The organism is Brevibacterium linens, from assembly GCF_003999335.1.
Classification (GTDB): Bacteria; Actinomycetota; Actinomycetes; order Actinomycetales; family Brevibacteriaceae; genus Brevibacterium; species Brevibacterium linens.
Genome location: NZ_CP026734.1, coordinates 3,035,403 through 3,059,503, shown reverse-complemented (window position 1 = coordinate 3,059,503; position 24,101 = coordinate 3,035,403). Strand labels below are relative to the sequence as shown.

The window sequence follows — 24,101 nt, the reverse complement described above, 5'->3', positions numbered from 1 at the left end:
CTGCGGATCGTCAACCGCCGGCATCGACGGCCGTTCAATTCTTCGCTGATCGGTCCACGGGCGGGATGAGCAGGGGACTTCCGGGATCGCCGACGAGTCGGGCGCCGGAGTCGGCGATGTGGTGCGGTGCGCCGAAGTCTTCGTGCTCGGGCAGCTCCTCGGTGGTATCGAGGATGCGCCCGACGTCGGCCGACCTCGTCTGCGTGCCCGCGTCGGCCGCGTCACCTCCGGCGCCTGCTTCGGTGACGACGAGGCCGGCCCCGACGGCGGAGAGCCCGGCACCTCCGTCCAACGGTGCATCCCAACGCTTCGTCCCGTCGAGGCCGAAACCGTGCAACTTCGAGTCACTGGTCACCAGAGTGCGGCTGTGCGAATCGAAGCCGGCGCCGTCGATGCCGGAGGCGATGGTGTCTCCCGAACGCAGGTCGATCAGAGTGCGCTGCCCGCCGCCGCTGCCGAGGAGTGCGTGGGAGCCGCCGACGGTCTCCCAGGGTGTCTCGCGAGCCTCGGCGGCCGTGAGCCCGAGGTCCGCGACGGGACGAGTCCACAGTCGACGACCCTCGACATCCTTGCCGATGAGCTCCTTGCCGTCTGCGAGGACGAGATGACCGTCGAGGAGCGCGAGGATCCGCGGTGAGTCGTCGTCCTCGACGGCCAGTTCTGCTCCGCTGGCGGGATCGAGGGCGGTGCGAGGGCCGCCGGCGCCGATGATGTCTTCCGGCGGGCCGGCGAAGACGAGCCCGCTGCCGAGCAGTGGTCCGGGCACCTCGACGGGCCCCCAGAGATTCTCGCCGGTGTGGAGATCGAAGCCCGATGCCGTCGTCTTGAGCGAGCCGCTCGATCCGGACTGCTGGTCCATGAGTACGGCCACCGGCCCGTCTGCGGAGTCGGTGACGAGGAACCCGGAGCACACACGCGGACGCTGGGCCGACCACAGGATCGTGCCGTCCGAATCGACGGCGCGGAATTCGAGATCGGACTCGGCCTCGTGCAGCGACAGGAAGACGTCGTCGGCTTCCTGCGCGGCCACGTCCCAGCCGGGGTCGATGGCCCCGGCCCCGCTCTCCGCGGCACTCGTGGTCCCCGAGCCGTTCGTCTCTGCCGGCCGGAGTGTCTCGGCCGGCGAGTGCACCGGCCGGGGGGCGGCCGATTCGCTGTCCGCGTCGATGCTCGAGCAGGCGGTCAGCGAGCCCAGGGCGAGCAGGCAGGCGGGCAGGATCATGGCGGCTGCCGCGCGGCGTTTCATGTCTCAGCTCTCGGCTCGGGCGAGCGCCTCATCGACTGCGTCGGTGAACTGCTGGGTCGGCTGTGCGCCGAGCAGCGGTTTGCCGCCGATGATGAAGGCCGGTGTGCTCGAAACGCCGATCGACTGCCCTTCGGAGGCGACGGTGTCGAACTGCTCGTGGGCCTCGGTCGAATTCATCTCCTGTTTGAACTGCATCGGATCGAGGCCGAGGTCCTCGCCGAGGCTGACGAGTGAGTCGTCGTCGAGCTGGGACTTCGGGCGGTGCTTGCCGCCTTCGAACAAGGCGTTGTGATAGTCCCAGTACTCATCCTGCTTGCCTGCGGCGAAGACGGCGCGCGCGGCCCGCTCGGACTCCTCGCCGAAGACGGCGAGATCGCGCATCTCGATGCGCAGATCCCCGGATTCGACGTAGTCCATCATGGCCGGCAGGGTGTCCTCGTTCCATGTGGCGCAGTAGGGGCACTGGTAGTCGGAGTACATGACGAGAGTGATCGGAGCGTCGACGTCACCGACCGCATTCGCCTCGTCAGGATCCCTGTGCTCGACGAAGGACAGGTCGACGTCTTCTTCGGCGGAGCCGTTCTGCGAACTCGAGCTCTCTTCTTGGGCATCGGCATCTGAGCCGCCTTGGTTGGCGATGACGATGCCGATGACCATGGTGGCGAGGATGATGACGGTCAGAGGGACGAGCCAGAACATGGGGCCGCGTTCGGTGCGAAGCACAGAAGCCTCCTAAGTCGGTGGAGTGTGACCGGGTCGATGCCGATGTTTACTATGAAGCATAGTATACTAATGTGCATAGTAGACTCGTATCGGTTGCCGCATCGGAAGAGAGGCCTCATGCTCGTCAATGCTGTCAAGGACGCCTGCCGGGGCCTCCTGCTCTGGGACCGCAGGCGCATCGCTTCGGCGGTTGCCGCGGCCGCGGGGTCCGCTGTGGTCATCGGCCTCGCGACAGTGCTCATTCCCAACTCCCTCTTCGCCCGCGATATCCCGCCTGTGTGGTGGGACTACCCGGTGTGGATCCTCACTGCGGTGCTGCTCGGAATGCTCATCGCCACCTATGTTCGCAGCCCGGGAACCGCTTCCGAGGGACGTTCGGGCAGTGTTGATGCCGCCTCCGAGAGACGGACGGGTGTTCTCGGCGGCGTGGGCGGAGTGCTCGGATGGTTCGCCGTCGGATGCCCGGTGTGCAACAAGATCGCGCTGCTCGCCCTGGGCTACACTGGCGCCTTGACCTACTTCGCGCCCCTCCAGCCGATCCTGGCCGCGGCTTCGGTCGCCCTCCTGCTGGTGGCTGTGATCATCCGCCTCAAAGGCCAGTACTCGTGCCCGCTTCCCTCGCCCGAAAGGAGCGTCCGCTCATGACTAACGATGACGATCGGGGCGGGGGCTCCTCGCCGATTCGCCTCGGCGCCCTCGAGAAGCAGGTGATGGGACTGCTGTGGGACCATGAGCCGCTCACGGTTCGGCAGATCATCGAACTCTCGGAGGCCGAGCCCGCGTACACGACCATCGCCACAGTGCTGACGAACCTCGAGCGCAAGGGGCTCGTCAGTCGCGAGCGTCGCGGCCGCTCGGTCCTCCACGCTCCGGTCGTCAGCCGCGAGCAGCACACGGCGCGGACGATGCAGGCGGCCCTGATCGACGGCGGGGATCGCGCGGCGTCGATCCTCCACTTCGTCGAGGGTATAGATGCCGCCGACATCCGACTGCTGCGCGACTACCTCGACGCGAAGGATGTCGCCGAATGAGCCTGCTGATCGGCGGAGCATGCGTCGCTGCGCTCGCCTTCGTCCTTGCTTGGGCCGGGCCCGCCCTCGTTCGTTCAGCCGCACCGGTCCTCATGCGCGTCCCGCGCTTGGCGGTGTTCGCGCTCCTCTCCCTGCCGATGTTGTCCTGGGCTGTGGTGTCCGCTCTCAGCCTCATGGCGGCTTGGCTGCTCAAAGGCCCCGATGTGCTGCCGATGCCCATCGGTGATGTGTGCCAGCGCTGCCTCATTGCGGCGAACCCGTTCGGCGGTGCTCAGATCGACACGCTCATCCCCGTCGTTCTCTTCCTCCTCCTGCCTCTGCTCGTCACCCTCGGATTCCTCATCCGCGGTGGGTTTCTGGCCAGACGGCGGCACCGCGAGAACGCTGCGACGGCTCGAATCCTCGGCCGGGAGGCCATCGACGTCGAGCTGGCAGGACGGACCGTCAGGATGATCAGCGGCCACCGGCATCTGGCCTTCTCCCTGCCGCGCAGGTACGGGGGAGTGGTGCTGTCTGAGCATCTGTGTTCGGCGCTGGAACCCGGCGAGCTGACGGCAGTGCTCGAACACGAGAGGGCTCATGTCGACCAGGGTCATCACGGGATCATGGCTCTGGTGGAGACCTTCGTGCGGCCGCTGCGGTTCATCCCGCTCTTCGCTGAGGTTGCAGCTTCCGTCCCGCTCTACCTCGAGATCGCGGCCGATGATCGTGCGCGAAAGGTCGCAGGCACTCCCGCGCTCGCCAGTGCCCTGCTCAAGATCGGCCCGCAGGTGAGGGAGGGCGGTCACCTCGGCGGTTCTCATGCGCTGAATATCGCCGGGCCTGACCGGGTCCGACAGCTCGTCGCTCCCGTGAAGATGTCGCCGGGGCTGCTTCCGACGGCGGCTCTGAGCAGCGCACTGACCGCTTTCTGCGTCCTCTTCTCTTCGGTCATCGCCACGTACATCGGCGTACTGCTCGCCGGCTGCACCCTGCCCTGAGGGCTGCGGCTTCGGGCGGATCAGTCTGGCTGCGGGTGATCTTCCCCGTGTCGGCCGCCCGGCCTACAATAGAACGCATGTACGAAAATGAGGGTGTCGGGTCGGACGGTGAGTCGGAGTACCAGCCTCCGGCGTGGATGATCCGCTATCGAAACTTCAAAACTCTGTGCTCCTATGTCTGCGGCGAGTTCATCCGCTTCTACCTCACCACCGGCTGCGATCAGATCAGCTACACGCATTCTCAGATCACCGAGGGTCTGCCGAACTATTCGTGCCGGCTGACGTCTGTCGACGAGGCGGTCCTGCTGCTGCCGCTCGATGACTGGGTCGAACGTCTGGACGAGGTCATGCCGCTCGTGCGGGAGTGGTTGGGGGAGCATTCGGATCTCAAAGGGTGCAAGCCGGAGAAGTCGCACTACCAGGGCGACCGCTATTGGTTCAGTCGCTGGCAGGAGGCCAACCCGTGGTGATGGGCGACTCTGTGGTGACGGTGGCCCGTAGTCGGGCGCCTTGGACATCCGGTGGGCAGGTCGCAGTAGAATCCGGAACATGCGCAAACGTGTGATCGTGATCGTCATCGCGGCCTTGGCGGTACTGGGGTTGATCGCCACCATGCTGGGCGGCGTGCCTGCCTGAGTCGCTTCCCGGCCCGACAGAATCCGCGGTGCTGACACGACTCTGCAATGCTATGTTGAGCGGCATGGGAAGCAATGACGATCTCAACTCGCAGCAGTCAGACGTGCCGAGACAGAAGCCGACCGTGAAGACCTTTCACGACGACATCGGTGTGCTCAATCAGCTGAAGAAGCTCGAGTCGGAGGGCATACCGAAGACGGCCCTGCACGTCTTCGCCCACGATTCAGAAGGCGTCGACGAAGTGGTCGGAACCGGCGGCGGACTCCTGAAGGGTCTCGGAGAACTCGTGGCCGAGCGATACAACGAACGAGGCGACGAACTCAGGAACCGCTTTCAGCGGTACGGCTTCGACTCCGATGAAATAGAGAAGTTCGAAAGTGATCTCGACAACGGAGCGATTCTGCTTGTGATCGACGACCCCGATCTCCGTGCGGATTATAAAGGCTATCGTCGGGCACCGTAAGGGGCTGGTCGCGGACGTCGACGTTTGGGATGGTGGAGTCTCGGTTCGGCAGAGGTCGCGGAGCGGAGACGATTGCTGCTCCGCAGAGCACCGTGACGAACCTCGAGGAAAGGAGAAGCCGTGACCGCGAAATTCAACACCACGAACCCGGCGACCGGAGAGGTCCTCAAGGAATTTCCCACAGCCAGCGACGAGGAGATCTCCGCCGTCATCGACGCCTCCGACGCGGCCTTCCAGACATGGCGGACGACCGATGTCCGGGAACGTTCTGCACCGCTCGCCCGAGCGGCGGATCTCATGGACGAGCGCAGGTGGGACCTCGCTGAGCTCCTCACACTCGAAATGGGCAAATTGCGCGCCGAGGCCGAAGCAGAGGTCGAACTGGCAGCGAGGATTCTGCGCTACTACTCAGAAGAGGGACCCCTGCTGCTCTCTGACGAGGTGCTCGCGCCGTCCAGTGGAGGCAGCGCGGTGATGAAGTACGAACCCATTGGTCCGATACTCGGTGTCATGCCGTGGAACTTCCCCTACTACCAGGTGGTCCGCCTGGCTGCGCCGAACCTCGTGGCGGGCAACACCATCATCCTCAAGCACGCTTCGAACTGTCCGCAGTCGGCGCTGGCCTTCGAACAGGTCATGAACGATGCGCAGCTGCCGTCCGATTGCTATCGCAACGTCTTCGCCGACAATGATCAGATCCAGACGATCATCGCGGACGAGAGAGTTCGCGGCGCCTCGCTGACCGGTTCCGAAGGCGCCGGAGCGGCAGTGGCAGGGGCCGCCGGCCACAATCTGAAGAAGTCCATCCTCGAACTCGGCGGAAGCGACCCGTTCATCGTCCTCGATTCCGCGGATCTGGACGCGACCGTCACCGCCGCCGTGAAAGGGCGGATGACGAACTCCGGCCAGAGCTGCATCGCCTCCAAGCGCCTCATCGTGGTCGAAGATCTCTACGACGAGTTCGTGGAGCTGATGACGGCGAAGATGTCGCAGTTCGTTGCAGGAGACCCTGCAGACTCCGTCACCACGATGGCACCTCTGTCCTCCGAGAAAGCGGCGCAGGAACTCATGGAGCAGGTACATGACGCCATCGATCACGGTGCGAAGCTCCACACCGGCGGGCACCGAGTCGACCGTCCGGGTGCCTTCGTCGAACCCACGGTGCTGACCGGGGTGACCGAACAGATGCGCGCCTACTCGGAGGAGCTGTTCGGACCCGTCGCGGTCGTCTACTCGGTCGCAGGCGAGGACGAAGCTGTCGCTCTGGCCAACGACTCGTCCTTCGGCCTCGGCGGCACGGTCGTCAGCGACGACATCGAGAAGGCCCAACGCGTCGCTGACCGCATCGACACCGGAATGGTGTGGATCAACCAGGCCACCTGGACCGAACCCGACCTGCCCTTCGGGGGACCAAGCGCTCGGGCGTCGGTCGGGAGCTCGGCGCAGAGGGCGTTCGCGAGTTCGTCAACAAGAAGCTCATCCGTACGCCCTGACACAGCAGACCGACAGTCGTCCGAGACACCGGAAGGAGACAGATGGATCTCAACATTCGCGACCGCAAGGCACTGGTGACGGGGGCGAGTTCGGGCATCGGGCTGGAGACAACCCGTCAGCTCCTCGCCGAAGGAGCCGTCGTCGTGATGACCGGGCCCGAGCCCGACGAACTCAAAGCCGCAGTCGCTGAGCTCGCCGAATTCAAGGAGCGGATCTACGTCCACGACGCCGATATCGCCGATGACGAATCAGTCGACGAACTCGCCGCGTCCGTCGCCGCCGACGTCGGCGACCTCGACATCCTCGTCAACGTCGCCGGCATTCACGGGGCCGGCGGGCTGTTCCACGAGATCAGCCAGGAGGGCTGGGACCGAACCATCGACGTCGACCTCATGGGACCGGTCCGTGTCACTCGGGCGTTCCTTCCGGGACTTCGCCGAGGCGGCTGGGGCCGTATCGTGTTCGTGTCCTCCGAAGACGCTGTGCAGCCCTATGACGACGAGCTGCCGTACTGTGCGGCCAAAGCCGGCATGCTCTCCTTGGCCAAGGGACTCTCGCGCACCTACGCCTCCGAAGGACTGCTGGTCAACACCGTCTCTCCGGCGTTCATCGCGACCCAGATGACCGACGAGATGATGAATGAGCGAGCCCAGCAGAAGGGAACGAGCTTCGATGAGGCCATCGCCTCGTTCCTGCGCGAGGAGCGCCCGTTCATGGAACTCGGACGTCGCGGCCGACCGGAGGAAGTGGCCAAGGTCATCGCATTCCTCTGCTCGGACGCTGCGAGCTTCGTCAACGGTTCGAACTACCGCGTGGACGCTGGATCGGTGGCCACGATCTAGTGCGCCAGAGCGTCCCGAACACCGAATACAGGCACAGCAGAGACGACAGGAAGAGGAGCATCCGACATGGCTGAGTTCCGATATGTGATCATCGGCGGCGGCATGCCCGCTGACTCCGCGGCCCAGGGGATACGGGAAATCGACGAGGAGGGTTCGATCGCCATCATCAGCGATGACGTCGACGAGCCCTATACGCGTCCCGCGCTGAGCAAGCGACTGTGGACCGACGAGAGTTTCGACGAGAGCGACAACTACTTCGACACCGCCGAGGCGACCGGAGCCCGGATCAGCCTCCGCACGGAGGCGACCGCCGTCGACGTCGAAGCGAAATCCGTGAGGACAACCCACGGCGACTTCACCTATGACAAGCTGCTCTTCGTCACCGGCGGGAGACCGAAGGGCATCGATCTGGACGAAGGCGAACGGGTCATCTGCTTCCGCGAGTTCAACGACTACCGCCGTCTGCGGGATCTGTCGGGCCAGAACCTGAGCATCGCAGTCATCGGCGGCGGTTTCATCGGCACCGAACTCGCCGCCGCCCTGGTGCAGAACAAGACCCGAACGACTCTGATCTTCGACGACGACACCCTCGGCGGGTCCATCTTCCCGCCGGACCTCGCCAAACAGTTCCACGAACTCTACCGCAGCCACGGGGTGACTCTCGTGCCGGGCACGAAGGCCTCGGGTGGGCACGCCGACGGCGATCGAGTGGTGCTCGACTGCGACGGCGAGTCCCATGAGTTCGACGCCGTGGTCGTCGGCCTCGGCATCGAACCTGCGACCCAGCTCGCAGAGGAGGCGGGGCTGGACACGGACGACGGGATCATCGTCGACCAGTCGCTGCGGACCTCAAAGCCGGACGTCTTCGCAGCCGGAGACGTTGCTCGCTATCCCGACAGGATCCTCGGACGACAACGTGTCGAACACGTTGACAACGCCACCCAGATGGGCAGGGCCGTCGGGCGGATCATGGCCGGCGCGGACGAACCCTACACCCATACACCGTACTTCTACACGAACGTCTTCGACTTCGGATACCAGGCGGTCGGCGAGCTCGATCCGGCGCTGCGCACCGTCGAAGACTGGAAGAAGCCCCATACGGATGGAGTGGTGTACTACCTCGGCGAGGACGGACGCGTGCGCGGAGTCCTCATGGTGAATATGGAGGACCGTCTCGACGATGCGCGGGAGATCCTCGCCGAAGACTGGGACCACACACCGGGTGACCTCGTGACCAGGATCTCGTGAACTGAGTCTCCGGGAAGAACCTCACAGAGGCCGGCGACGCTGAGCCGTGGCCGCGCCGGCTCGCGACCCTACAGCTCACCGCCACCGTGCGCTGCGGGCGCAGAGTACTCTCCTTCAGGCCTTCGCACCATGCCTAGTCGGCCCGGCGGAGTGTGCTTAGACTGCCTGGCAATCGAGTGGCGTCGTCCAGGAGGCGTGTGATGAGTGAGAAAGTTGAACTCGGGACGGTCAAGACCGACGTGCCGGCACGGTTGGATCGGCTGCCGTGGGCCCGGTTCCACTGGATGGTCGTCGTCGGGCTCGGCAGTGTATGGATCCTCGATGGTCTCGAGGTCACGATGGTCGGCAACGTCGCGGCTCGGATGACCGAAGAGGGCAGCGGCATCGACATGACTGCAGGGCAGATCGGCACGGCCGGAGCAATCTACGTCCTCGGCGCCTGCGTCGGTGCGATCGTCTTCGGTCAGCTCACCGACCGATTCGGTCGCCGCAAGCTCTTCCTCATCACTCTCGTGCTCTATCTCGTCGCCACCGTCGCCACGGCATTCTCGTTCTCCGCCTGGTACTTCTTCCTCGTCCGCTTTCTCACCGGTGCCGGCATCGGCGGGGAATACGCGGCCGTCAACTCGGCCATCGACGAACTCATCCCCGCCCGCATGCGGGGCCGCATCGACCTCATCATCAACGGCTCCTACTGGCTCGGTGCCGCCGGCGGTGCGGCAACGACCCTGCTCTTCCTCAACACCGATATCCTGCCGAAGATGATCGGCTGGCGCCTGGCCTTCGCCGTCGGCATGCTGCTGGCGATCTTCGTCTTCGTCGTGCGCAAGAACGTTCCAGAGAGTCCGAGGTGGCTGTTCATCCACGGTCGGAACGACGAGGCCGAACGCATCGTCGGCGAGATCGAAGACGGCATCGAAGCGGAGACCTCACAGACTCTGCCGTCGCCGAAGAAGACCATCACCGTCCGGCAGCGGAAGACGATCTCGTTCATCGAGATCATGAAGGTCGCTTTCACGATCTATCCCAAACGCGCGATCCTCTGCCTCGTCCTCTTCGTCGGTCAGGCGTTCCTCTACAACGGCATCACCTTCAACCTCGGTACGATCTTCAGCGGTTTCTACGGAGTCGCCGCAGCCTCGGTGCCGATCTTCATCATTCTGTGGTCGCTGAGCAACTTCGCCGGCCCCGTCGTCCTCGGCAGGCTCTTCGACACGATCGGTCGGAAACCGATGATCTCGTTCAGCTACCTCGGATCGGCGGTCGTCGCAGTCGTCCTCGCCTTCGTCTTCAATGGTGAAGTCGGCGGCGAATGGCTCTTTCTCCTGATCCTCGTCGTGTGCTTCTTCCTCGCGTCGTCCGGTGCCAGCGCAGCCTATCTCACGGTCAGCGAGATCTTCCCGATGGAGACTCGAGCACTGGCCATCGCGTTCTTCTACGCCGTCGGTACGGCCGCCGGAGGCATCGCCGGTCCGATGCTCTTCGGCGGGATGATCGAGTCCGGTGACCGCTCCCAAGTGGCCTGGGCGTTCTGCATCGGGGCCGCGGTCATGGCGCTCGGCGGGGTGGCCGAGCTGCTCTTCGGCGTCAAAGCGGAAGGCGCCGACCTCGAAGACATCGCTCGCCCGCTGACGGCCGAGGACGCCGAGCGTGCCGAAAGCGCTGCGGAAAGCGGCTCTGAGCGGACCGAGCGCAGTGACCGGGCGGGCTCCGCCGCCGCAGCCGAATCGTCGGCGGGCCCCGAGGCGGGAAGCCGAAGGGAGCGTCTGCGTCTAGGCCCGGGATCGGCCGGCGTCTATGCGCCGTGGCCTTCGGTGTCCTCCCGCGACGTTCCGCCCGAGGTCTCGGCCAACGAGGTAACCGGCATCATCGATTACGTCCGCGACATGGAACCTGTCGGTGAGGTCGAACTCTACCGTGCGATCGGGGCTCGACGATGGGGCCCAGGACGCTTCCGTGCGGCGGTGCGTGAAGCAGTTCGGCAGGGAGCCGTCCATCGCAACCGCCGCGGGAGGCTGGAATACCGAGGTGACCGATCATAGACCGGGTTCGTCGGTCAGCGGGGCTCGCGGAGGCGGAGGAAGCATATCGATGAGTTCATTGACGGCCTCGGCCAGAACGTCGTGCTGATAGGGCTCCAGGAAGTAAGCCTCGTGGAGATAGGCATCGAGCTCGTATTCGGTGAGTTCACCGCCAAGACTGATATAGTGCAGCCACGCTCCGGCAACCGATATGTTCCAGAAATCAACGGCCTCCGTGAGCTGCCTCCGCCTGATGATCGCGCGCTCGTCTGAGAACGAGTAACCGGAGTGGGTGTCGATGCGCTTCGGGTTCTGATCGTCCATACGTCTGCTGATTCGCCTCGTGACTTTCGCGGCAGGAGGTTCGTCCTGCCCAGTGTGCCAGCGATCCGGGCCCAGCGCTCCCTGCTCACGCTGGTCGCTGGTCTCGAATCTTCCCGAAGTGTATGCTCTGCTTCTCGAGCAGGGCTAGGGGCTGTCGGCGATCGGTCTGCCGCTTCTAAATCGCCGCGAGCGCACAACTCCTGCACCTGCCGAAGGAGCCTCTACGCAGGTATTTCAGTGAGGTCCCACATCTGCTGTCGCATCCGCGGCCGGTCTCGCTCGAGGCGCTAGCCCGCGCTCCGGCGCAGTGAGCGGTGCAGGGCTGTTCAGTTCGTCGATCGCACCTGCCTGTGTCATCCGCTGTTTCCTTATCGTCGGTGGTGGCTGAACTGACAGCGTGACAAAGTGCAGCGCCGATGTCAGCGGCTGTACGAGACTCACATTTCATCGCCGCTGAGGGGTTGCGCAGCGCCCCGACCAAGACTCCGGCTCAATCTGCGGCACGGAACGGCAACGGTGTCTGAGGCACCCGCCGGGGGCGGCGGCCCCCTGAACAGTGCTCGGGAGCACTCAGCATGATGAGCGTCCCGCACCCGGAGAGTGGGTCATCCGGCCGTTCCCGCTGCGGGGGAGCCGACGACACGCACACTGACACGAGGAGACGATGAAGATGACGACAGCACATCGGCGGGCACGAACCGCGCCTCGGCCCATGGCAGCTCGTGAGCGGCGACGACGGTCGCCCGCCACATGCGCAGGTCCTTCGCGCTGAAGTCGTGTCCGGCGACGTCTCGGAGGTTGTCGTTGCCGGCGACGGCGGACAGCTGATCTTCTGTTGGCGCCCTTCTTCAGAATTTCCTCACCGCTGAGATCGACGAGCACGATGTTTCTCGTCGCCCCAGGATGTCGAGACCGATGCCGAGGCGCAAGAGGTGTGACAGATGCGGTCGCTGCCCTATTCGACGGAGTTCTCGTGCTTATGCCCCACGTTCTTGGGCAGAGTCTGCATATGGGCACCGATGACCGGGTCGTTGTCGATATGCTTGCGCGCGATCGGACACGAGACGGTGATGGGGATCCGGCGATTCAGTGAGTCTTCGAGAGCCAGACGCATGAGTTCGCGGCAATGCCGTTCCGAATCGAGTGGCTCGATGGCTTCGCAGTAGACGAACATGATCTCGTCCGCTGTGATCGTGTAGTGAAGGGAGGCGACGAGCTCTCCGGGGAGGTAGAGATCGAACTTGGAAGCTTCGCTGTTATTGAGCAACGTGTACACAGTTGTCCCCTTGAGTCCAGGACGGAGCCATCTGCTTGACCGATTCTCAGATTAACCCAGTGCCGCACGGGACAACAAGTGGTAGGTCGAAGAAAGTGAGAAGACGGACGTGGCCGATCAGTCGGTGATCGTGCTCGGCCGCACACCGGTGCCGACAAAGCCCTCGGCGACCTCACGCAGCTTCGTGTTCGACTTCGAGCTCACCTTCGTGAGCAGCAGGAACGCCCCGTGTCCGCTGATCTTGTCCCGTTCCAGGTGAATTCCCTTGTCCTGGCCGATGAGATCCCGCGAGGCCTTTGCTTCGTAGAGCTGACCCTGCTTCTGCGCATTCGCCAGAGCCAGAGAGGCATAGGCGGCCACCCCGCGTCCGATGTCCTCCGATTCCTGGTCGAAGGGGCGGGGCGTCTTCGAGTACAAGTTGAGCGCGCCGAGGCCCTCGGCCTCGCGGAAGAGCTGAAAGCCGAGCATGCTCCCCACCCCCTCCGTGACTGCGCTGGAGGCGAACCGGGGCCAGGGAGTGGGTTCGGTGAGATCCGGGACCCGGACGATGCGATGCTCGCGGATGGAGTCGAAACACCCCGCTAACCGATCTGCGCCGTCAGTCGATGCCGTTCGTCATCGGTAACGGTGGGCACGGGAGCAGCAGCCGCGTCGCGGGGTATGTCATCGGTCGATACTGCTGAGGTCCCGTCCATCGGAGACGCCGCTCCAATGGTGTCTCAGGTGCCGACCCTGGGCTTGCTGTCTCTGTCTTCAGTATTCGTCCGCGTCAGGGCTCGCCAATGGTTCCCGACGGTGGTTTTCCATCGTTGCCCGCCGGGCCCCGCGGTGAACTGTACCTTCAGTGCAGAGTCGACTTCAGCTCTGCGATGCGTGCGGTGAGCCCGGCGATGTCGAGTCCCTGACTCTTCTCACGCACTTCCCGAGTCTGTTCGGGACAGAGGATGCCGGATGCGAGGAGTCGGGAGACCGGTGTGCGCGGCTGGTCGTATTCGCGTCGACGCACGCCTGAGGGAGTGGGGCGCCAACCTACCGGGTTCTTCACGGGCATGAAGTAGTTTAGTCGGTCGGCCAAGGCCGCCCACAGCTCGTTGACTCTTGCGATCGCGGCATCGATGTCGTGCGGTGTGCCGAGCGGTAGGTCTAGGCCGCTGAACGTCCGATCGGGCACACGAGATCCCTGCCGGAGATCGCTCGTGCAGTGGATCTCGATGAGGTTCTCCTCCGCCCACGTAGTGATGGCGCTGTCCGGAACCGCTGGAGGCGGCAGGACTCCGGTGACGATGAAAGGCGCCGCGCGGACCATCTGCGCGAGCATGTCGACGACTTGCGTACCGGGGGCGAAAGTCGTCGTGTGCACCCACCCGATCTCGACGTCCGTGAATGTCACTGTGACGCAGTCCTCGCCGGTCGGTGTCGTGATCGTCAGCAGTTCGACGAGGAAGTAGCCGGGTTCGGGCTCGAGGAGAGAGCGCATGCGGTGGCGCGGAAGCGAAGCACGCATCCCCGCCCCGGTGCCGGTCAGCCACGAATCGTCGTGGTCGTCTGCCTTGGCTCCGCGCAGGTACCGATCGATCGTCGCCGCGGAGATATCGAGCAGTTCCCTTCGCACCGAGGGCGAATAGCCGTGTCGTCCCTCACGGAGGTGGCCGTGCCTCTCCAAGGAGTCGAGGCAGTCGGACATTGCCGCCTCGAGGTACTTGCCGCAGGGGCGGCCGGACGACTTCCACACCAGTTCGAGAGCCCGCTGGGCGCGGGGGGAGAACTTCTTCGGTTTGAGGCGGCGGCGATCGACGGCGGCGTCGAGGGAAACCCCGGCCCTGATCTGGTGGAACTGGCTGCGCAGCTGGTGGCGCGCGTGATCGCGAGTCCAACCGGTGGCCTCAGTGACCGTGTCGAGGATCGTGCCCTTGTCCTTGCGTGACGATGCCTCATAGGAGCGCGCATAGGTGCGGGCCAGTTGGATGGGCGAAGTCATGATGTCATCCTCCGAATCGGTTCGAGGATCCGCGGGGGTTCCTGTGTTGGCAATCACGCTATTGAGGGCAAAGCTCGTGCGGAAGGGTCTTTACAGATCCGCGGGGTTCGTCTATTGCAGTGCGTTGACCTCCGAGGCCCTCGTCCTCGAGTGACGTCGCCTCGGTCTGCAAGGGAGATTCGCCCCTCGGGCATTTCATTAGCTAAGCTAACGAACATGACGCCGCGAAGCAGCACCATCGATGAGCTCTACACGCGCACCGCCGAGGATGCGTCCAGGGCCGTGATCGCGAGCTATTCGACCTCTTTCGGTCTTGCGGTCAGACTGCTCGGAGCCAGAAACCGGCACCATATCCGCAATATCTACGCCCTGGTCCGCATTGCCGATGAGATTGTCGATGGCCTGGCCCTCGAAGCAGGGTTTGACGAGGCCGAGCAGCGGGAGATGCTGGACCGGTTCGCATCCGCCACCCACGCGGCGCTGCGCAACGGCATCAGTGACAACCTCGTCATCCATGCCTTCGCCCGGACCGCCCGCGCAGCCGGCATCGACGCGGAGCTCATCGACCCGTTCTTCGCCTCCATGCGGGCAGACCTGGAATCTGCGGACACAGGTTCCGGTCGTAGGACCGAGGCGGCGACCGCGTCGCCGGTCCGCGGCTTCGACGCGAAGGAACATGCCGAGTACGTCTTCGGGTCCGCCGAGGTCGTCGGACTCATGTGCCTCAAGGTCTTCCTCATCGATCTCGACCGCACCCCCGCCGAGGTCGCCCGGCTCGAGTACGGCGCACGGCAGCTGGGAGCGGCATTCCAGAATGTCAACTTCCTGCGCGACCTGGCCGATGATGATCAGCGCCTCGGCCGCAGCTACCTCACCTCCGGACACCGACTCACCGAGGCTGAGAAAGCCGAATGGGTAAACACGATCCGGGAGCAGCTCGACGGCGCCCAGGATGCCATCACCGGACTGCCGAAGGACGCGCGCACCGCGGTCCGCTGCGCCTGCGCGCTCTTCACCGCGCTCACCGAGAGGATCGCCTCTACTCCCGTCGCCGAGCTCTACCGACAGCGGGTGCGGGTCCCGAGCGCCGTGAAGGCTCGACTGACAGCCCACGCAGTCATGACTTCAGCCCGCGAAGGTCGGAAGTGAACCGGCGGAGCGGCTCCGGTGCCGACAGCAGCCCGCGCACCGGCATCATCGGCGGGGGAGCCGCCGGACTGGCCACAGCGATCCTCCTCGCCCGCGAAGGGCACTCGGTCGACCTGTTCGAGAAGAACACCGAACTCGGCGGACGCATCGGCGTGTTCGAGCGTGAGGGCTTCCGTTTCGACACCGGGCCCTCTTGGTATCTCATGCCCGAGGTCTTCGAACACTTCTTCGCTCTCGCCGGCACCAGCGCTGAGGCCGAACTCGACCTCCGCACGCTCGATCCCGGCTACACCGTATTCAGCCCACCGGGGCCGGTCGATGAGAGCACGGGAGCCCCGGGGCGCACGCGAGAACTGACGATCCCGCAGGGCAGGTCCCGGGTGCGGGCGACCTTCGAAAGCGTCGAGCGAGGCGCGGGAGATGCCCTCGACGACTATCTCGTCTCGGCCGAGCACACGAAGGAGCTCGCGCTCGCCCACTTCCTCTACAACCCCTTCACCTCGCCGCGGTCACTGCTCCATCGGGACATCCTCGGCGGCCTCCCGAAACTGGTCCGGCAGATGGGGACGTCGCTGGCCGGCTTCGCGGAAGCCTCGTTCGACGATCCGGTGCTGCGCCAGATCCTCCAGTACCCCGCGATCTTCCTCGGCACCGACCCGAGACGGGCACCGGCGATCTACCACCTCATGAGCACGCTCGACCTCGCCCAAGGTGTCAGTTACCCCATGGGCGGGTTCCATACGATCATCGACGCCCTGGTCCGGTTGGCCGAACGCTCCGGGGTGCGCCTGCACACGGGAGCCGATGTCACGCACATCGACACCGAGGCAGCAGGGCGAGGTCGAGCCGAGCGCGGGCCAGCCGGGCGCGGCCGAACCAGACGTCGAATCACCGGACTGAACTGGACCGACGAGGACGGACGCGCACACACGCATTCTGCCGATGTCGTCGTCTCCGCCGCTGACCTCCACCACACGGAGACGAGACTGCTCTCTCCCGAGGACCAGAGCTTCCCCGAACGCTCCTGGACGTCGGTGACGAGCGGTCCCGGCGCGGTGCTCGTCTTCCTCGGCATCGAAGGCGAACTCGAGGCGCTGCCGCACCATTCGCTGTTCTTCACCGAGGACTGGGCGGCGAACTTCGACGCGATCTTCGGGTCCAGGCAGAAGATCCCCTCGCCGGCCTCGATCTATGTCTGTCGTCCCAGCGCCACCGATCCCACTGTCGCTCCGCCCGGGCACGAGAACCTCTTCCTCCTCATCCCCGTCCCCGCCGATGCGGGACTCGGGGCCGGGGGAGACGACGGCGGAGGGGACCCGCGGATCGAGACGGCCGCCGACCGTGCGATCGACCAGATCGCTCGCTGGGCCGACATCCCAGACCTGCGCCGGCGGATCAGAGTGCGCAGAACCCAGGGCCCGACGGACTTCGCCGAAGGATTCAACTCCTGGCTCGGCGGAATGCTCGGTCCTGCGCACACACTGCGACAGAGCGCGATGTTCCGATGGCAGAACTCCTCGAAAGCAGTCGATGGGCTGTTCTATGCCGGCGCCACGACGACGCCCGGCGTCGGTGTGCCGATGTGCCTCATCAGCGCCGAGCTCGTCCTCAAACGCCTCCGCGGAGACTCCAGCCCGGGACCGCTGCCGACCTGAGCCGGTGAGGGGGGGGCTTTGAGACCAGCAGTCAGCCCCCGGCCGGTGCTCCACGCCTGTGCCTCGTTGCCCTGCGTCCGCGCAGTACGCCGAGGAGGCCCCGCCGGAGCAGACCGCGCCGAGGCGGCGACCAGATCTCGGTTCCCTCCACCCGCCAACCGGCGAGCAGTTCGTTCGCGGCCATGAATCCCGTCGTCGCCGCGCGTTCCATGAGCGCCACGGGCGCTTCGCAGGCGACGGCGTCGCCGGCGAGCACCAGTCCGGGAAACGCAGTGGTGACCCCGGGACGGTCGTTGTACGCCCGCGTGTCGGCCAGAGCGCAGTCATCGGCGATGAGCAGCTCCTGGGCGGTGATGGCGATGTCGGCTGTCTCTGGGTAGACAGCGTGGAGGTCGGACAGCAGTTGGCGTGTCACGGCTTCCCGGTCGACGTCTTCGGGCTCGAGCATCGCTCGCGCGCCGCCCCGATGCGCGGTACCGAGCGCATAGGCGTGGAGTTCGACGACGGAACCGCCGTGCTTGTGCCGCCATCTCTCCGCCCCGGCCTCGAAGCGTTCGAGGACCGAGATGTTGTCGAGCAGCACATAGCCGGTCGTGCCGAGGAAGGCCGGGCGGCTCGGATCCACCTCGTCTTGCAGCCACAGTCTCAGCACCGCGAACGGCGGGGCGTTCCGCTGCGAGGTGACGCTGCTCAGCCACCGCTCGCGAGCTCCCGTGCCCGCTGCCAGTGAGCCGGCTGCGTGTCCGAGTGCGTCGGCGTCGATCGAGTCCTCGAGTCCTGCCAGCAGCGTCCGAGTGCTCCGCGGATCGGCGGCGAGCACGAGCGCATCGCTCTCGAGCGTCCCGCCCGTCGTCTCGACGCGCCACCCGGTGCGGCCCGCTCTGTCCGGAGGGCGGAGCGCGCTGACCGCGGTATCGGTCTCGATCCGCACCCCCGCCTCGGCGAGGTATTCGCTCAGGGGCGACCACAGTGCGGTGTCGTAGTCGTCGTCGGGGACGTCGAAGAGCAGCCCTTCGGCGGAGCCAGTGAAGTATGTGTGGAACATCGCGACGAGCTCCCCGGCGGAGAAGTCCGCGGGGTGGGCGAAGAACGAGCGGGCGAAGACCTCGAGCGCGAGATGCCGCGCCCCGACCGGGAACCGCAGCCGGTCGAGGAACTGCTCGGCCGACTCTCCGTCGTAGCGTCGATAGGAGTCCGGGAAGTCGACGTCGATGAGTTCGAACGCCGTCGTCAGGTCGACGTCGGCCAGACCGCGCAGCGGGAAGGACGGGCTGGTGAGCACGAATCCCGCGAGACTGAGCGGGGGAGTCCGCGGAATCCGGGCGAAGGAGTCGCGCAGACCGTCCCGACCCACGAGCGGATAGTCCGTGACCGGGACCAGCCGGTCGAGGCCGGGATCGGTGCGTGCGAGCAGGCTGCGGAGGTTGTAGTACTGGCGGAAGAAGGCATGGAATCCGCGGCTCATAGTCCGGCCCCCGTCGAGGCTCCAGGCCCGGACCCGTCCGCCGAGGCTGGATTCGGCTTCGACCAGGTGCACAGTGGCCCCGTGCTCGGCGAGGACCGTGGCCGCGGCCAGTCCGGCGATGCCTCCGCCGACGACGGTCACCCGCTTGGGCCGCAGCAGTCGCGGACGGCCAGGGTGGGAGGGGGTGAGGATCGCGTGCCGGTCGCGGGGGCGCGGCTGGGAGGCAGGACGGCTCATGTGTTCTCCTCTCCGGTAGCGGACATTGAAACAGTCTGTCGGTTGAGGCGCCACTGCCAGAGCATGAGGACGGCGGTGATCATGGCGAAGCCGAAGCCGAAATCCTCGATCGGGATGTCCCACGGGAACCGGATGCCGCTCAGACCCTGCGGATTGTAGATGACGATGGGATCCGAAAGCTTCGTCAGCCAGCCGTCGACGAAGCACTGGAAGACCAGGCAGATGCTCAGCGCCGCCCAGTACTTCGCCCGGCGGAAGACGCCTGAGCGGAAGACGAACAGCTCGAGGCCGACGACGAGGATCATTCCGATGACGGTCATGATCGTGTATTCGGGGATACTCATCGTTCGTCACCTCCTCCGGACTCGGAGCGCCTGCCAGTGTGCTCCTGTGGCCGGGGCTGGCCGGCGGGCCGGGGCGAACTGTCTGGGCGGGGCGGACTTTCGGGCCTGACGCGCTTGCGTACAGCTGTGAGCACGGTGCCGACCGCCTCATAGCTGAGCAGGGCGCACAGAGGGATGACGATGAAGAACACGAGCTCCTCGAGCGGCAGGTTGCCGAGGTGGATGCCGGTGACGAACCGCGGGTTGTACACCCAATGGTCGCGGGCGATGGCCACGACGTCCCAGAGACAGAAGACGACGATGACGGGCACGAGCGCCCACAGCACGGTTCTCCACCGGCGGTACACCCGAGCCCGGAAGAACAGCTCCAGGGGCAGGGTGACGAGCACACAGGCCCCCATCAGGAGCAGATACTCGAAGGCGCTCACGACAGTCTCCTCTCCGGGCAGGAGCCCTCGTCGAAGGCCAGCTGGAGTCCGCGCAGCCGGTAGCCGGAGATGACGCTGTCCCAGCCGATCTCCGGCTCGGCGACCAGTCGCGGGCCGCGGCCGAGCAGGCGGTGGACGAGCGCATCGGTCTCGAACAGCGCCAGCGACTGCCCCGGGCACTTGTGCGCACCGTCGCTGAAGCTCATGCCGACAGCCGGGACGGTTGCGGCAGGGTGCCGAGCCGGGCACAGGGAATGCGGCTCGGGCCCCATCGCCTCTTCATCGGTGTTCGTCGCGCGGACGCAGACGTCGATGAGGTCCCCGGCAGGGATCGTCACGGTGCGATCCGGTGCCGTCACCTCGATGTCGGTCTGCGCGCGTCGGAACAGGTGGCCGACGACGGGTTCGAGGCGGATGATCTCCTCGAGGATCTCCAAGCGCCGCGGCCGATCGGCCGCGAGGTACTCCGACCCGAGCCTGTCATCTGAAAGCAGGTGCCAGCACGCCATAGTGATGAATTCGCGGGTGGTGACCATCCCGGCCGTGCCGTAGGTGACGCACTCGACGAGGATGTCCGTCGTGCTGTGTCCGGCCCCGATGAGATGGGACAGGACGTCGTCGCGCTCCCTGCGGCGCCGGGCCCGAATCGCCGGACGGACGTCGGCGAGGAAGAACTGAGCGATCGGGACAAGACCATTGACCGCAGCCTGCAGCCACTGCTTCCGGGTCCGCCCCCAACCGGGAGCGGCGAGGTCGACCGGCGGCTGGGTGAAGAATCCCTCGAGCCGCCGCGACATGCCCGTGATGGAGGATTCGGTCAGTCCCACGACTTCGGAGGTCACGGCCACGGAGAAGTGCAGAGCCACCTCGTCGAGACGGCACCGGCCGGCCGTGGCAATCCGGTCGACCGTGTCCTGCGCGAGAGCATCGATGCGCTCGCCGTACCTGTCGGCGATCACAGCGGGGGCGAAGAAGCGGGCGAGCTCTCGGCGCTGCGAGTCATGGGGCTCCCCGTCGGAGATGAGGATCGGGTGGCGGCGGAAGACGCCGCGAGGGATACGCTCTGCGGTGAATCCGGCCTGCGTCGTGAGGTGTCGGGCCCGCAGCACCTGGCGGGCGGCGTCGAAGGAGCGGATGCGCCAGAGGTCGGGACCGTGATCGAGAAGCACCTGCTCGACCGGGGGACCGGCCGGCTCATCGCTGGGCACCGCCCGTCGGCTCGGCCGGCACCGATCGGCCCCGCTCATGCGCACCTCAGACTGCAGGCGGAGGTGAGGTCCGCGAGTCTGCCCGCAAGCGCCTGCGGAAGCTCCGCCTCGGCGAGGAGCCCAGTGATGGTCTCGCAGTGCTCGGCGATCATCGACTCGACGTATGCCCTCGCCCCGGACTCCTCGATGACCTGCCGCAGCCGGAGGCCACCCTCGGCGTCGAGGCCCCGGTCGCCGAAGAGATGAGCGACCTGGGACCAGGCCGAATGGGCTCGGGCCGTATTGATGAGCAGGGTCTCCTTGCCTTCTCGGAGGTCGCCGAGTACGGATTTGCCCGTCTCCTGCTCGTCGCCGAAGACTCCGAGGACATCGTCTCTGAGCTGGTAGACGATGCCGATGCGGCGGCCGATGGCGCGCAGCCGCTCGACCAGGCTGGCGTCGCTTCCGGCGAGGACAGCGGCGATGGCCAGCGGGGCTTCGAACGAGTAGGAGGCGGTCTTGCATCCGATCATCGTGAGCACGTCTTCGGAGTCGGCCTCGTCGAGGTGGAGGCTCAGCCACACGTCGGACTGTTCTCCGGCGACGCTCTCGGCGATCGTCTCATCGTAGATATCGAGCACGGCGAGTCGGCGCGGGGCGTCGAGGTCGAGACGCGCGAGGAGGGACTGGGCCTCGTTGAGCATGAGGTCACCGGCGAGCAGGGACGAGGAGATTCCCCAGGTCTGTGCTGCGGCGCTCGTGGCTCCGAGGAGCATGGCCTCGGAGGAGAACTGACCGGTGATGTTCATCTCCCCTCGACGCACGGTGTCGTTGTCGATGACGTCATCGTGGATGATCAGGCCGATGTGCAGCAGCTGCATCGCGCCGGCGGCGTCGATCGCGGCTGACGTCGCCGTCCCTCCGAGATCCTCATGGGCATCAATGAGCAGGCGGGGCCTGATCATCTTTCCGCCCAGCGCCATCCTCGACAGCGCTTGCCAGAGCTGCTCGTACTGCTGAGTTCGGACTTGAGAGCGTCGCCGAGCAGCGGCGAGGACTTCGACGAGGCGGGATTCGACGGTCAGGACGCTCTCCAATTTCTTTAGCCAGGCGAGAGTTCAATCTAACACGTCAGCGGTATGCTGTCAGCGTGCCGTCCGCAGACTCGAAGGCAGCTGGCCTGACTTATTTTTCGAATGAATCGGAGTTCTCCGATCGCTCGGCCCTGTCCGAGTCCGAGGTCGCGGAGTGCACCGCGCTGATGGAGGCCCTGCGGCAGTGGCACGAGGCCGAACGCGACCTCGCCGAGGCGTCGCGGCGGTACATGCAGCTCAACGACAGTGATATGCGCACCATCCGCCTGCTCGTCCGCGCACAGCGGCAGGGGCTCATCGTCACTCCCAAGGACATCGCTGCTGCTGTGGGGATCTCCAGCGCCTCGACGACGAAGTTCGTCGATCGCCTCGTCACCGGTGGGCACCTGATCCGGGTTCCCCACCCCCACGACAGGCGCACCACCAGCATCGAGGTGACGGAGGAGACCGCGCAGGCAGCTCACGAGTCGGTGGGCCGCCAGCATGCCCGTCGCTTCGACGTGATCGCGGCCCTGAACAGGCGGGAGCGCGAGACCGTGCTGCGGTTCCTCTCTGCCATGACCGAAGCCGACCGCCCGCAGGGCCCGCTGGCTGACGACGCGAACGGCCGACCGGGAGAGCACCGGGCCTAAGGGCAAATGCGGCGCTCCTCTCGCTTCGGGCCCCACCGCTTCGACGATCATCCCTGGAGCCGACGATCAGGGGGTGGGCTGGCCGCCGTTGACGTTGAGGGTCTCACCGATCACGTAGCTCGACTCCGACGAGGTGAGGAAGACGTACGCAGGTGCGAGCTCAGTCGGCTGTCCGGCCCGGCCCAGCGGAGTGTTCTTGCCGAAGTGCGGCAGCGCCTCCTTCGGCTGTCCGTCGGAGACCTGCAGCGGGGTCCAGATCGGCCCCGGTGCCACGGAGTTCACCCGGATCCCCTTCGGGGCTAACTGAGTGGCCAGACCCTTCGTGAAGTTGTTGATCGCCGCCTTCGTCGATGCATAGTCGACGAGATGCGCGGAGGGCGAGTAGGCCTGGACGGAGGTCGTGTTGACGATCGTCGCCCCGGGTTCGAGGTACTCGAGCGCGGCTTGGGAGATCCGGAACATCGCATGGATGTTCGTCCTGAACGTGTTCTCCCACTGCTCGTCCGAGAGCTGGGTGATGTCGTCGACGGCGATCTGTCGGCCGGCGTTGTTGACCAGAGCGTCGAGTCCGCCCAGTTCTTCGGCAGCCTGTCGGACCACCTCGCGACAGGTGTTGCGGTCTGCCAGATCGCCCGGCAGCGGCACAGCTCTGCGGCCGGCTCCTCGGATGATCTCGCAGACGTGCTGGGCGTCTTCCTCCTCGGCGGGCAGATAGGACAGGGCGACGTCGGCTCCCTCTCGGGCGAAGGCGATCGCAACCGCGGCTCCGATGCCGGAGTCAGAGCCGGTGATGAGTGCCCTGCGGCCGCGGAGCCTTCCTGTGCCGGTGTAACTATCCTCACCGCGATCTGTGCCGGGGATGAGTTTCGCGTCGAGGCCCGGTTCGGCTTGATCCTGCTTCGGCGGCGTGATGTCGGGAAAGCGAGTGGTGGGGTCCTGGAAGGTCAGCTGGTCGCTCATCGTCTTCCTCCTTTATCGTTGACGGTCGTTTCCGCGGGTGTCGCAGGCAGCTATGGGAATCTCCTTACCGGTGGGTGAGTCATCGGCGCCGTTGCCGGGGCAGCGGTGCCGAGGCCCCCACGCTAGTACCGGCGTTCGCCTGTCGGAAGATCTCCTCATGCCGCTTCGGTTTCGCCGCTTCGGGGCGGTTTCAGGAATTCTGCTTCGTCTTGCGCTTGCTCTCCTGCTCGAGCGCTTCCACGAGTTCGTTCTTCGTCATCGACGAGCGTCCCGAGATGCCGAGCTTCTTCGCCTGTTCGTAAAGGTGGTCCTTCGAGGCGTTCGCGTCGACTCCGCCGGCGGTATTGCGGTCGGTGTTCTTGCCGCCGGAGCTCTGCGCGTCCGACGGGCCGGAGGAGGCCTTCGCTTCCCATTTGTCCCCGATCTTCTCATAGCTGTGCTTGAGTGCGTCGTAGGCGACCTGGTGAGCGCGCTTCTCGTCTCCGTATTGGTCGATGGCCGAGTCGTAGGCTTTGGTGAAGGTCCGCTGCGCCTTCTTGCTCGACTTCTCCAGTGTCGAGGGCAGCTCGTTCACCTTCGGTTTTCCTGTCTTCGTCGTCTTCGGCATAGTGGAACAGCTCCTTCGCGATCGGTTTGTCGTTTCGGTCAGACGGGTGTTGTGTCTCCGTCGGCGGGTCTCTGGACGGAT

Annotated in this window: 26 protein-coding genes; 12 read left to right on the top strand and 14 right to left on the bottom strand. The window is 65.6% G+C overall.

What is annotated here, in order from left to right; translation table 11 throughout:
• Positions 1 to 34 precede the first annotated feature (34 nt).
• The gene (locus CXR29_RS13840) at positions 35 to 1,246 is read right to left on the bottom strand and encodes a hypothetical protein (protein ID WP_127364841.1); all 1,212 of its coding nucleotides are present in this window, start codon (positions 1,244 to 1,246) and stop codon (positions 35 to 37) included.
• Between the two features lie 3 nt (positions 1,247 to 1,249).
• Positions 1,250 to 1,969, bottom strand: coding sequence for a DsbA family protein (locus CXR29_RS13835; RefSeq protein WP_127364840.1), 720 nt, complete (start codon positions 1,967 to 1,969; stop codon positions 1,250 to 1,252).
• 117 nt (positions 1,970 to 2,086) lie between these two features.
• On the opposite strand from CXR29_RS13835, the gene CXR29_RS13830 reads away from it, so the two are divergent.
• The 9 genes from CXR29_RS13830 to CXR29_RS13790 all read left to right on the top strand — a co-directional run bounded on the left by CXR29_RS13830 (position 2,087) and on the right by CXR29_RS13790 (position 10,705).
• Complete coding sequence (locus CXR29_RS13830) at positions 2,087 to 2,614, top strand: hypothetical protein (RefSeq protein ID WP_101556052.1); 528 nt, start codon at positions 2,087 to 2,089, stop codon at positions 2,612 to 2,614.
• The gene (locus tag CXR29_RS13825; RefSeq protein ID WP_101556035.1) at positions 2,611 to 3,000 is read left to right on the top strand and encodes a BlaI/MecI/CopY family transcriptional regulator; all 390 of its coding nucleotides are present in this window, start codon (positions 2,611 to 2,613) and stop codon (positions 2,998 to 3,000) included. Before CXR29_RS13830 ends, CXR29_RS13825 begins: the two co-directional genes overlap by 4 nt.
• On the top strand, positions 2,997 to 3,980 hold the full coding sequence (locus tag CXR29_RS13820; protein WP_101556034.1) for a M56 family metallopeptidase: 984 nt from the start codon (positions 2,997 to 2,999) through the stop codon (positions 3,978 to 3,980). Before CXR29_RS13825 ends, CXR29_RS13820 begins: the two co-directional genes overlap by 4 nt.
• Before the next feature lie 77 nt (positions 3,981 to 4,057).
• Entirely contained in the window at positions 4,058 to 4,450 is a 393-nt protein-coding gene (locus tag CXR29_RS13815; RefSeq protein ID WP_101556033.1) for a hypothetical protein, read from the top strand.
• A gap of 230 nt (positions 4,451 to 4,680) precedes the next feature.
• Positions 4,681 to 5,079 (top strand): general stress protein, encoded by a 399-nt coding sequence (locus CXR29_RS13810; protein WP_164742835.1) that lies wholly within the window; start codon positions 4,681 to 4,683, stop codon positions 5,077 to 5,079.
• A gap of 120 nt (positions 5,080 to 5,199) precedes the next feature.
• Entirely contained in the window at positions 5,200 to 6,651 is a 1,452-nt protein-coding gene (locus CXR29_RS13805; RefSeq protein WP_338142528.1) for an NAD-dependent succinate-semialdehyde dehydrogenase, read from the top strand.
• A complete protein-coding gene (locus CXR29_RS13800; protein WP_127364838.1) occupies positions 6,615 to 7,415 on the top strand; it encodes an SDR family NAD(P)-dependent oxidoreductase in 801 nt (266 codons plus the stop codon). Before CXR29_RS13805 ends, CXR29_RS13800 begins: the two co-directional genes overlap by 37 nt.
• 66 nt (positions 7,416 to 7,481) lie before the next feature.
• The gene (locus CXR29_RS13795) at positions 7,482 to 8,663 is read left to right on the top strand and encodes an NAD(P)/FAD-dependent oxidoreductase (protein ID WP_127364837.1); all 1,182 of its coding nucleotides are present in this window, start codon (positions 7,482 to 7,484) and stop codon (positions 8,661 to 8,663) included.
• A gap of 200 nt (positions 8,664 to 8,863) precedes the next feature.
• Positions 8,864 to 10,705 (top strand): MFS transporter, encoded by a 1,842-nt coding sequence (locus tag CXR29_RS13790; RefSeq protein ID WP_101555724.1) that lies wholly within the window; start codon positions 8,864 to 8,866, stop codon positions 10,703 to 10,705.
• Here the strand turns inward: CXR29_RS13790 and CXR29_RS13785 are convergent.
• From CXR29_RS13785 to CXR29_RS13770, 5 genes are all read right to left on the bottom strand, one after another.
• The gene (locus CXR29_RS13785; protein ID WP_101555725.1) at positions 10,700 to 11,008 is read right to left on the bottom strand and encodes a hypothetical protein; all 309 of its coding nucleotides are present in this window, start codon (positions 11,006 to 11,008) and stop codon (positions 10,700 to 10,702) included. The two genes, CXR29_RS13790 and CXR29_RS13785, sit on opposite strands and share 6 nt — an antisense overlap.
• A 605-nt stretch (positions 11,009 to 11,613) precedes the next feature.
• Positions 11,614 to 11,760: a hypothetical protein gene (locus CXR29_RS17360; RefSeq protein ID WP_164742834.1), complete on the bottom strand. Its 147-nt coding sequence runs from the start codon at positions 11,758 to 11,760 to the stop codon at positions 11,614 to 11,616.
• Positions 11,761 to 11,963: 203 nt separating this feature from the next.
• Positions 11,964 to 12,284, bottom strand: a complete 321-nt coding sequence (locus CXR29_RS13780) for a hypothetical protein (RefSeq protein WP_101555726.1) — start codon at positions 12,282 to 12,284, stop codon at positions 11,964 to 11,966.
• 117 nt (positions 12,285 to 12,401) lie between these two features.
• On the bottom strand, positions 12,402 to 12,848 hold the full coding sequence (locus CXR29_RS13775; RefSeq protein ID WP_257904175.1) for a GAF and ANTAR domain-containing protein: 447 nt from the start codon (positions 12,846 to 12,848) through the stop codon (positions 12,402 to 12,404).
• Positions 12,849 to 13,125: 277 nt separating this feature from the next.
• Positions 13,126 to 14,262, bottom strand: a complete 1,137-nt coding sequence (locus tag CXR29_RS13770; RefSeq protein WP_127364836.1) for a hypothetical protein — start codon at positions 14,260 to 14,262, stop codon at positions 13,126 to 13,128.
• Between the two features lie 216 nt (positions 14,263 to 14,478).
• On the opposite strand from CXR29_RS13770, the gene CXR29_RS17720 reads away from it, so the two are divergent.
• Together CXR29_RS17720 and crtI are read left to right on the top strand one after the other, a co-directional pair.
• Positions 14,479 to 15,411 (top strand): phytoene/squalene synthase family protein, encoded by a 933-nt coding sequence (locus CXR29_RS17720; protein ID WP_101595567.1) that lies wholly within the window; start codon positions 14,479 to 14,481, stop codon positions 15,409 to 15,411.
• Positions 15,408 to 17,066: a phytoene desaturase family protein gene (gene crtI / locus CXR29_RS13760; protein WP_127364835.1), complete on the top strand. Its 1,659-nt coding sequence runs from the start codon at positions 15,408 to 15,410 to the stop codon at positions 17,064 to 17,066. Before CXR29_RS17720 ends, crtI begins: the two co-directional genes overlap by 4 nt.
• A 31-nt stretch (positions 17,067 to 17,097) precedes the next feature.
• Here the strand turns inward: crtI and CXR29_RS13755 are convergent, their stop codons facing one another.
• From CXR29_RS13755 to CXR29_RS13735, 5 genes are read right to left on the bottom strand one after another with little or no spacing between them, the layout of a single operon-like run.
• Positions 17,098 to 18,768 carry an FAD-dependent oxidoreductase gene (locus CXR29_RS13755; protein WP_127364834.1) on the bottom strand — a complete coding sequence of 557 codons (1,671 nt, stop codon included), beginning with the start codon at positions 18,766 to 18,768 and terminating at the stop codon, positions 17,098 to 17,100.
• Positions 18,765 to 19,112, bottom strand: a complete 348-nt coding sequence (locus CXR29_RS13750) for a lycopene cyclase domain-containing protein (RefSeq protein WP_127364833.1) — start codon at positions 19,110 to 19,112, stop codon at positions 18,765 to 18,767. The genes CXR29_RS13755 and CXR29_RS13750 overlap by 4 nt, the downstream gene beginning before the upstream one ends.
• Positions 19,109 to 19,540: a lycopene cyclase domain-containing protein gene (locus tag CXR29_RS13745; RefSeq protein WP_127364832.1), complete on the bottom strand. Its 432-nt coding sequence runs from the start codon at positions 19,538 to 19,540 to the stop codon at positions 19,109 to 19,111. The genes CXR29_RS13750 and CXR29_RS13745 overlap by 4 nt, the downstream gene beginning before the upstream one ends.
• A complete protein-coding gene (locus CXR29_RS13740; protein WP_127364831.1) occupies positions 19,537 to 20,787 on the bottom strand; it encodes a cytochrome P450 in 1,251 nt (416 codons plus the stop codon). Before CXR29_RS13740 ends, CXR29_RS13745 begins: the two co-directional genes overlap by 4 nt.
• Positions 20,784 to 21,824, bottom strand: coding sequence for a polyprenyl synthetase family protein (locus CXR29_RS13735; RefSeq protein ID WP_127364830.1), 1,041 nt, complete (start codon positions 21,822 to 21,824; stop codon positions 20,784 to 20,786). Before CXR29_RS13735 ends, CXR29_RS13740 begins: the two co-directional genes overlap by 4 nt.
• Before the next feature lie 53 nt (positions 21,825 to 21,877).
• On the opposite strand from CXR29_RS13735, the gene CXR29_RS13730 reads away from it, so the two are divergent.
• The gene (locus CXR29_RS13730; RefSeq protein ID WP_241241464.1) at positions 21,878 to 22,453 is read left to right on the top strand and encodes a MarR family winged helix-turn-helix transcriptional regulator; all 576 of its coding nucleotides are present in this window, start codon (positions 21,878 to 21,880) and stop codon (positions 22,451 to 22,453) included.
• A 66-nt stretch (positions 22,454 to 22,519) separates the two neighbouring features.
• On the opposite strand, the gene CXR29_RS13725 is transcribed toward CXR29_RS13730, so the two are convergent.
• Complete coding sequence (locus CXR29_RS13725) at positions 22,520 to 23,413, bottom strand: SDR family oxidoreductase (RefSeq protein ID WP_127364829.1); 894 nt, start codon at positions 23,411 to 23,413, stop codon at positions 22,520 to 22,522.
• Between the two features lie 190 nt (positions 23,414 to 23,603).
• Entirely contained in the window at positions 23,604 to 24,020 is a 417-nt protein-coding gene (locus tag CXR29_RS13720) for a ChaB family protein (RefSeq protein WP_127364828.1), read from the bottom strand.
• Positions 24,021 to 24,101: the final 81 nt, after the last annotated feature.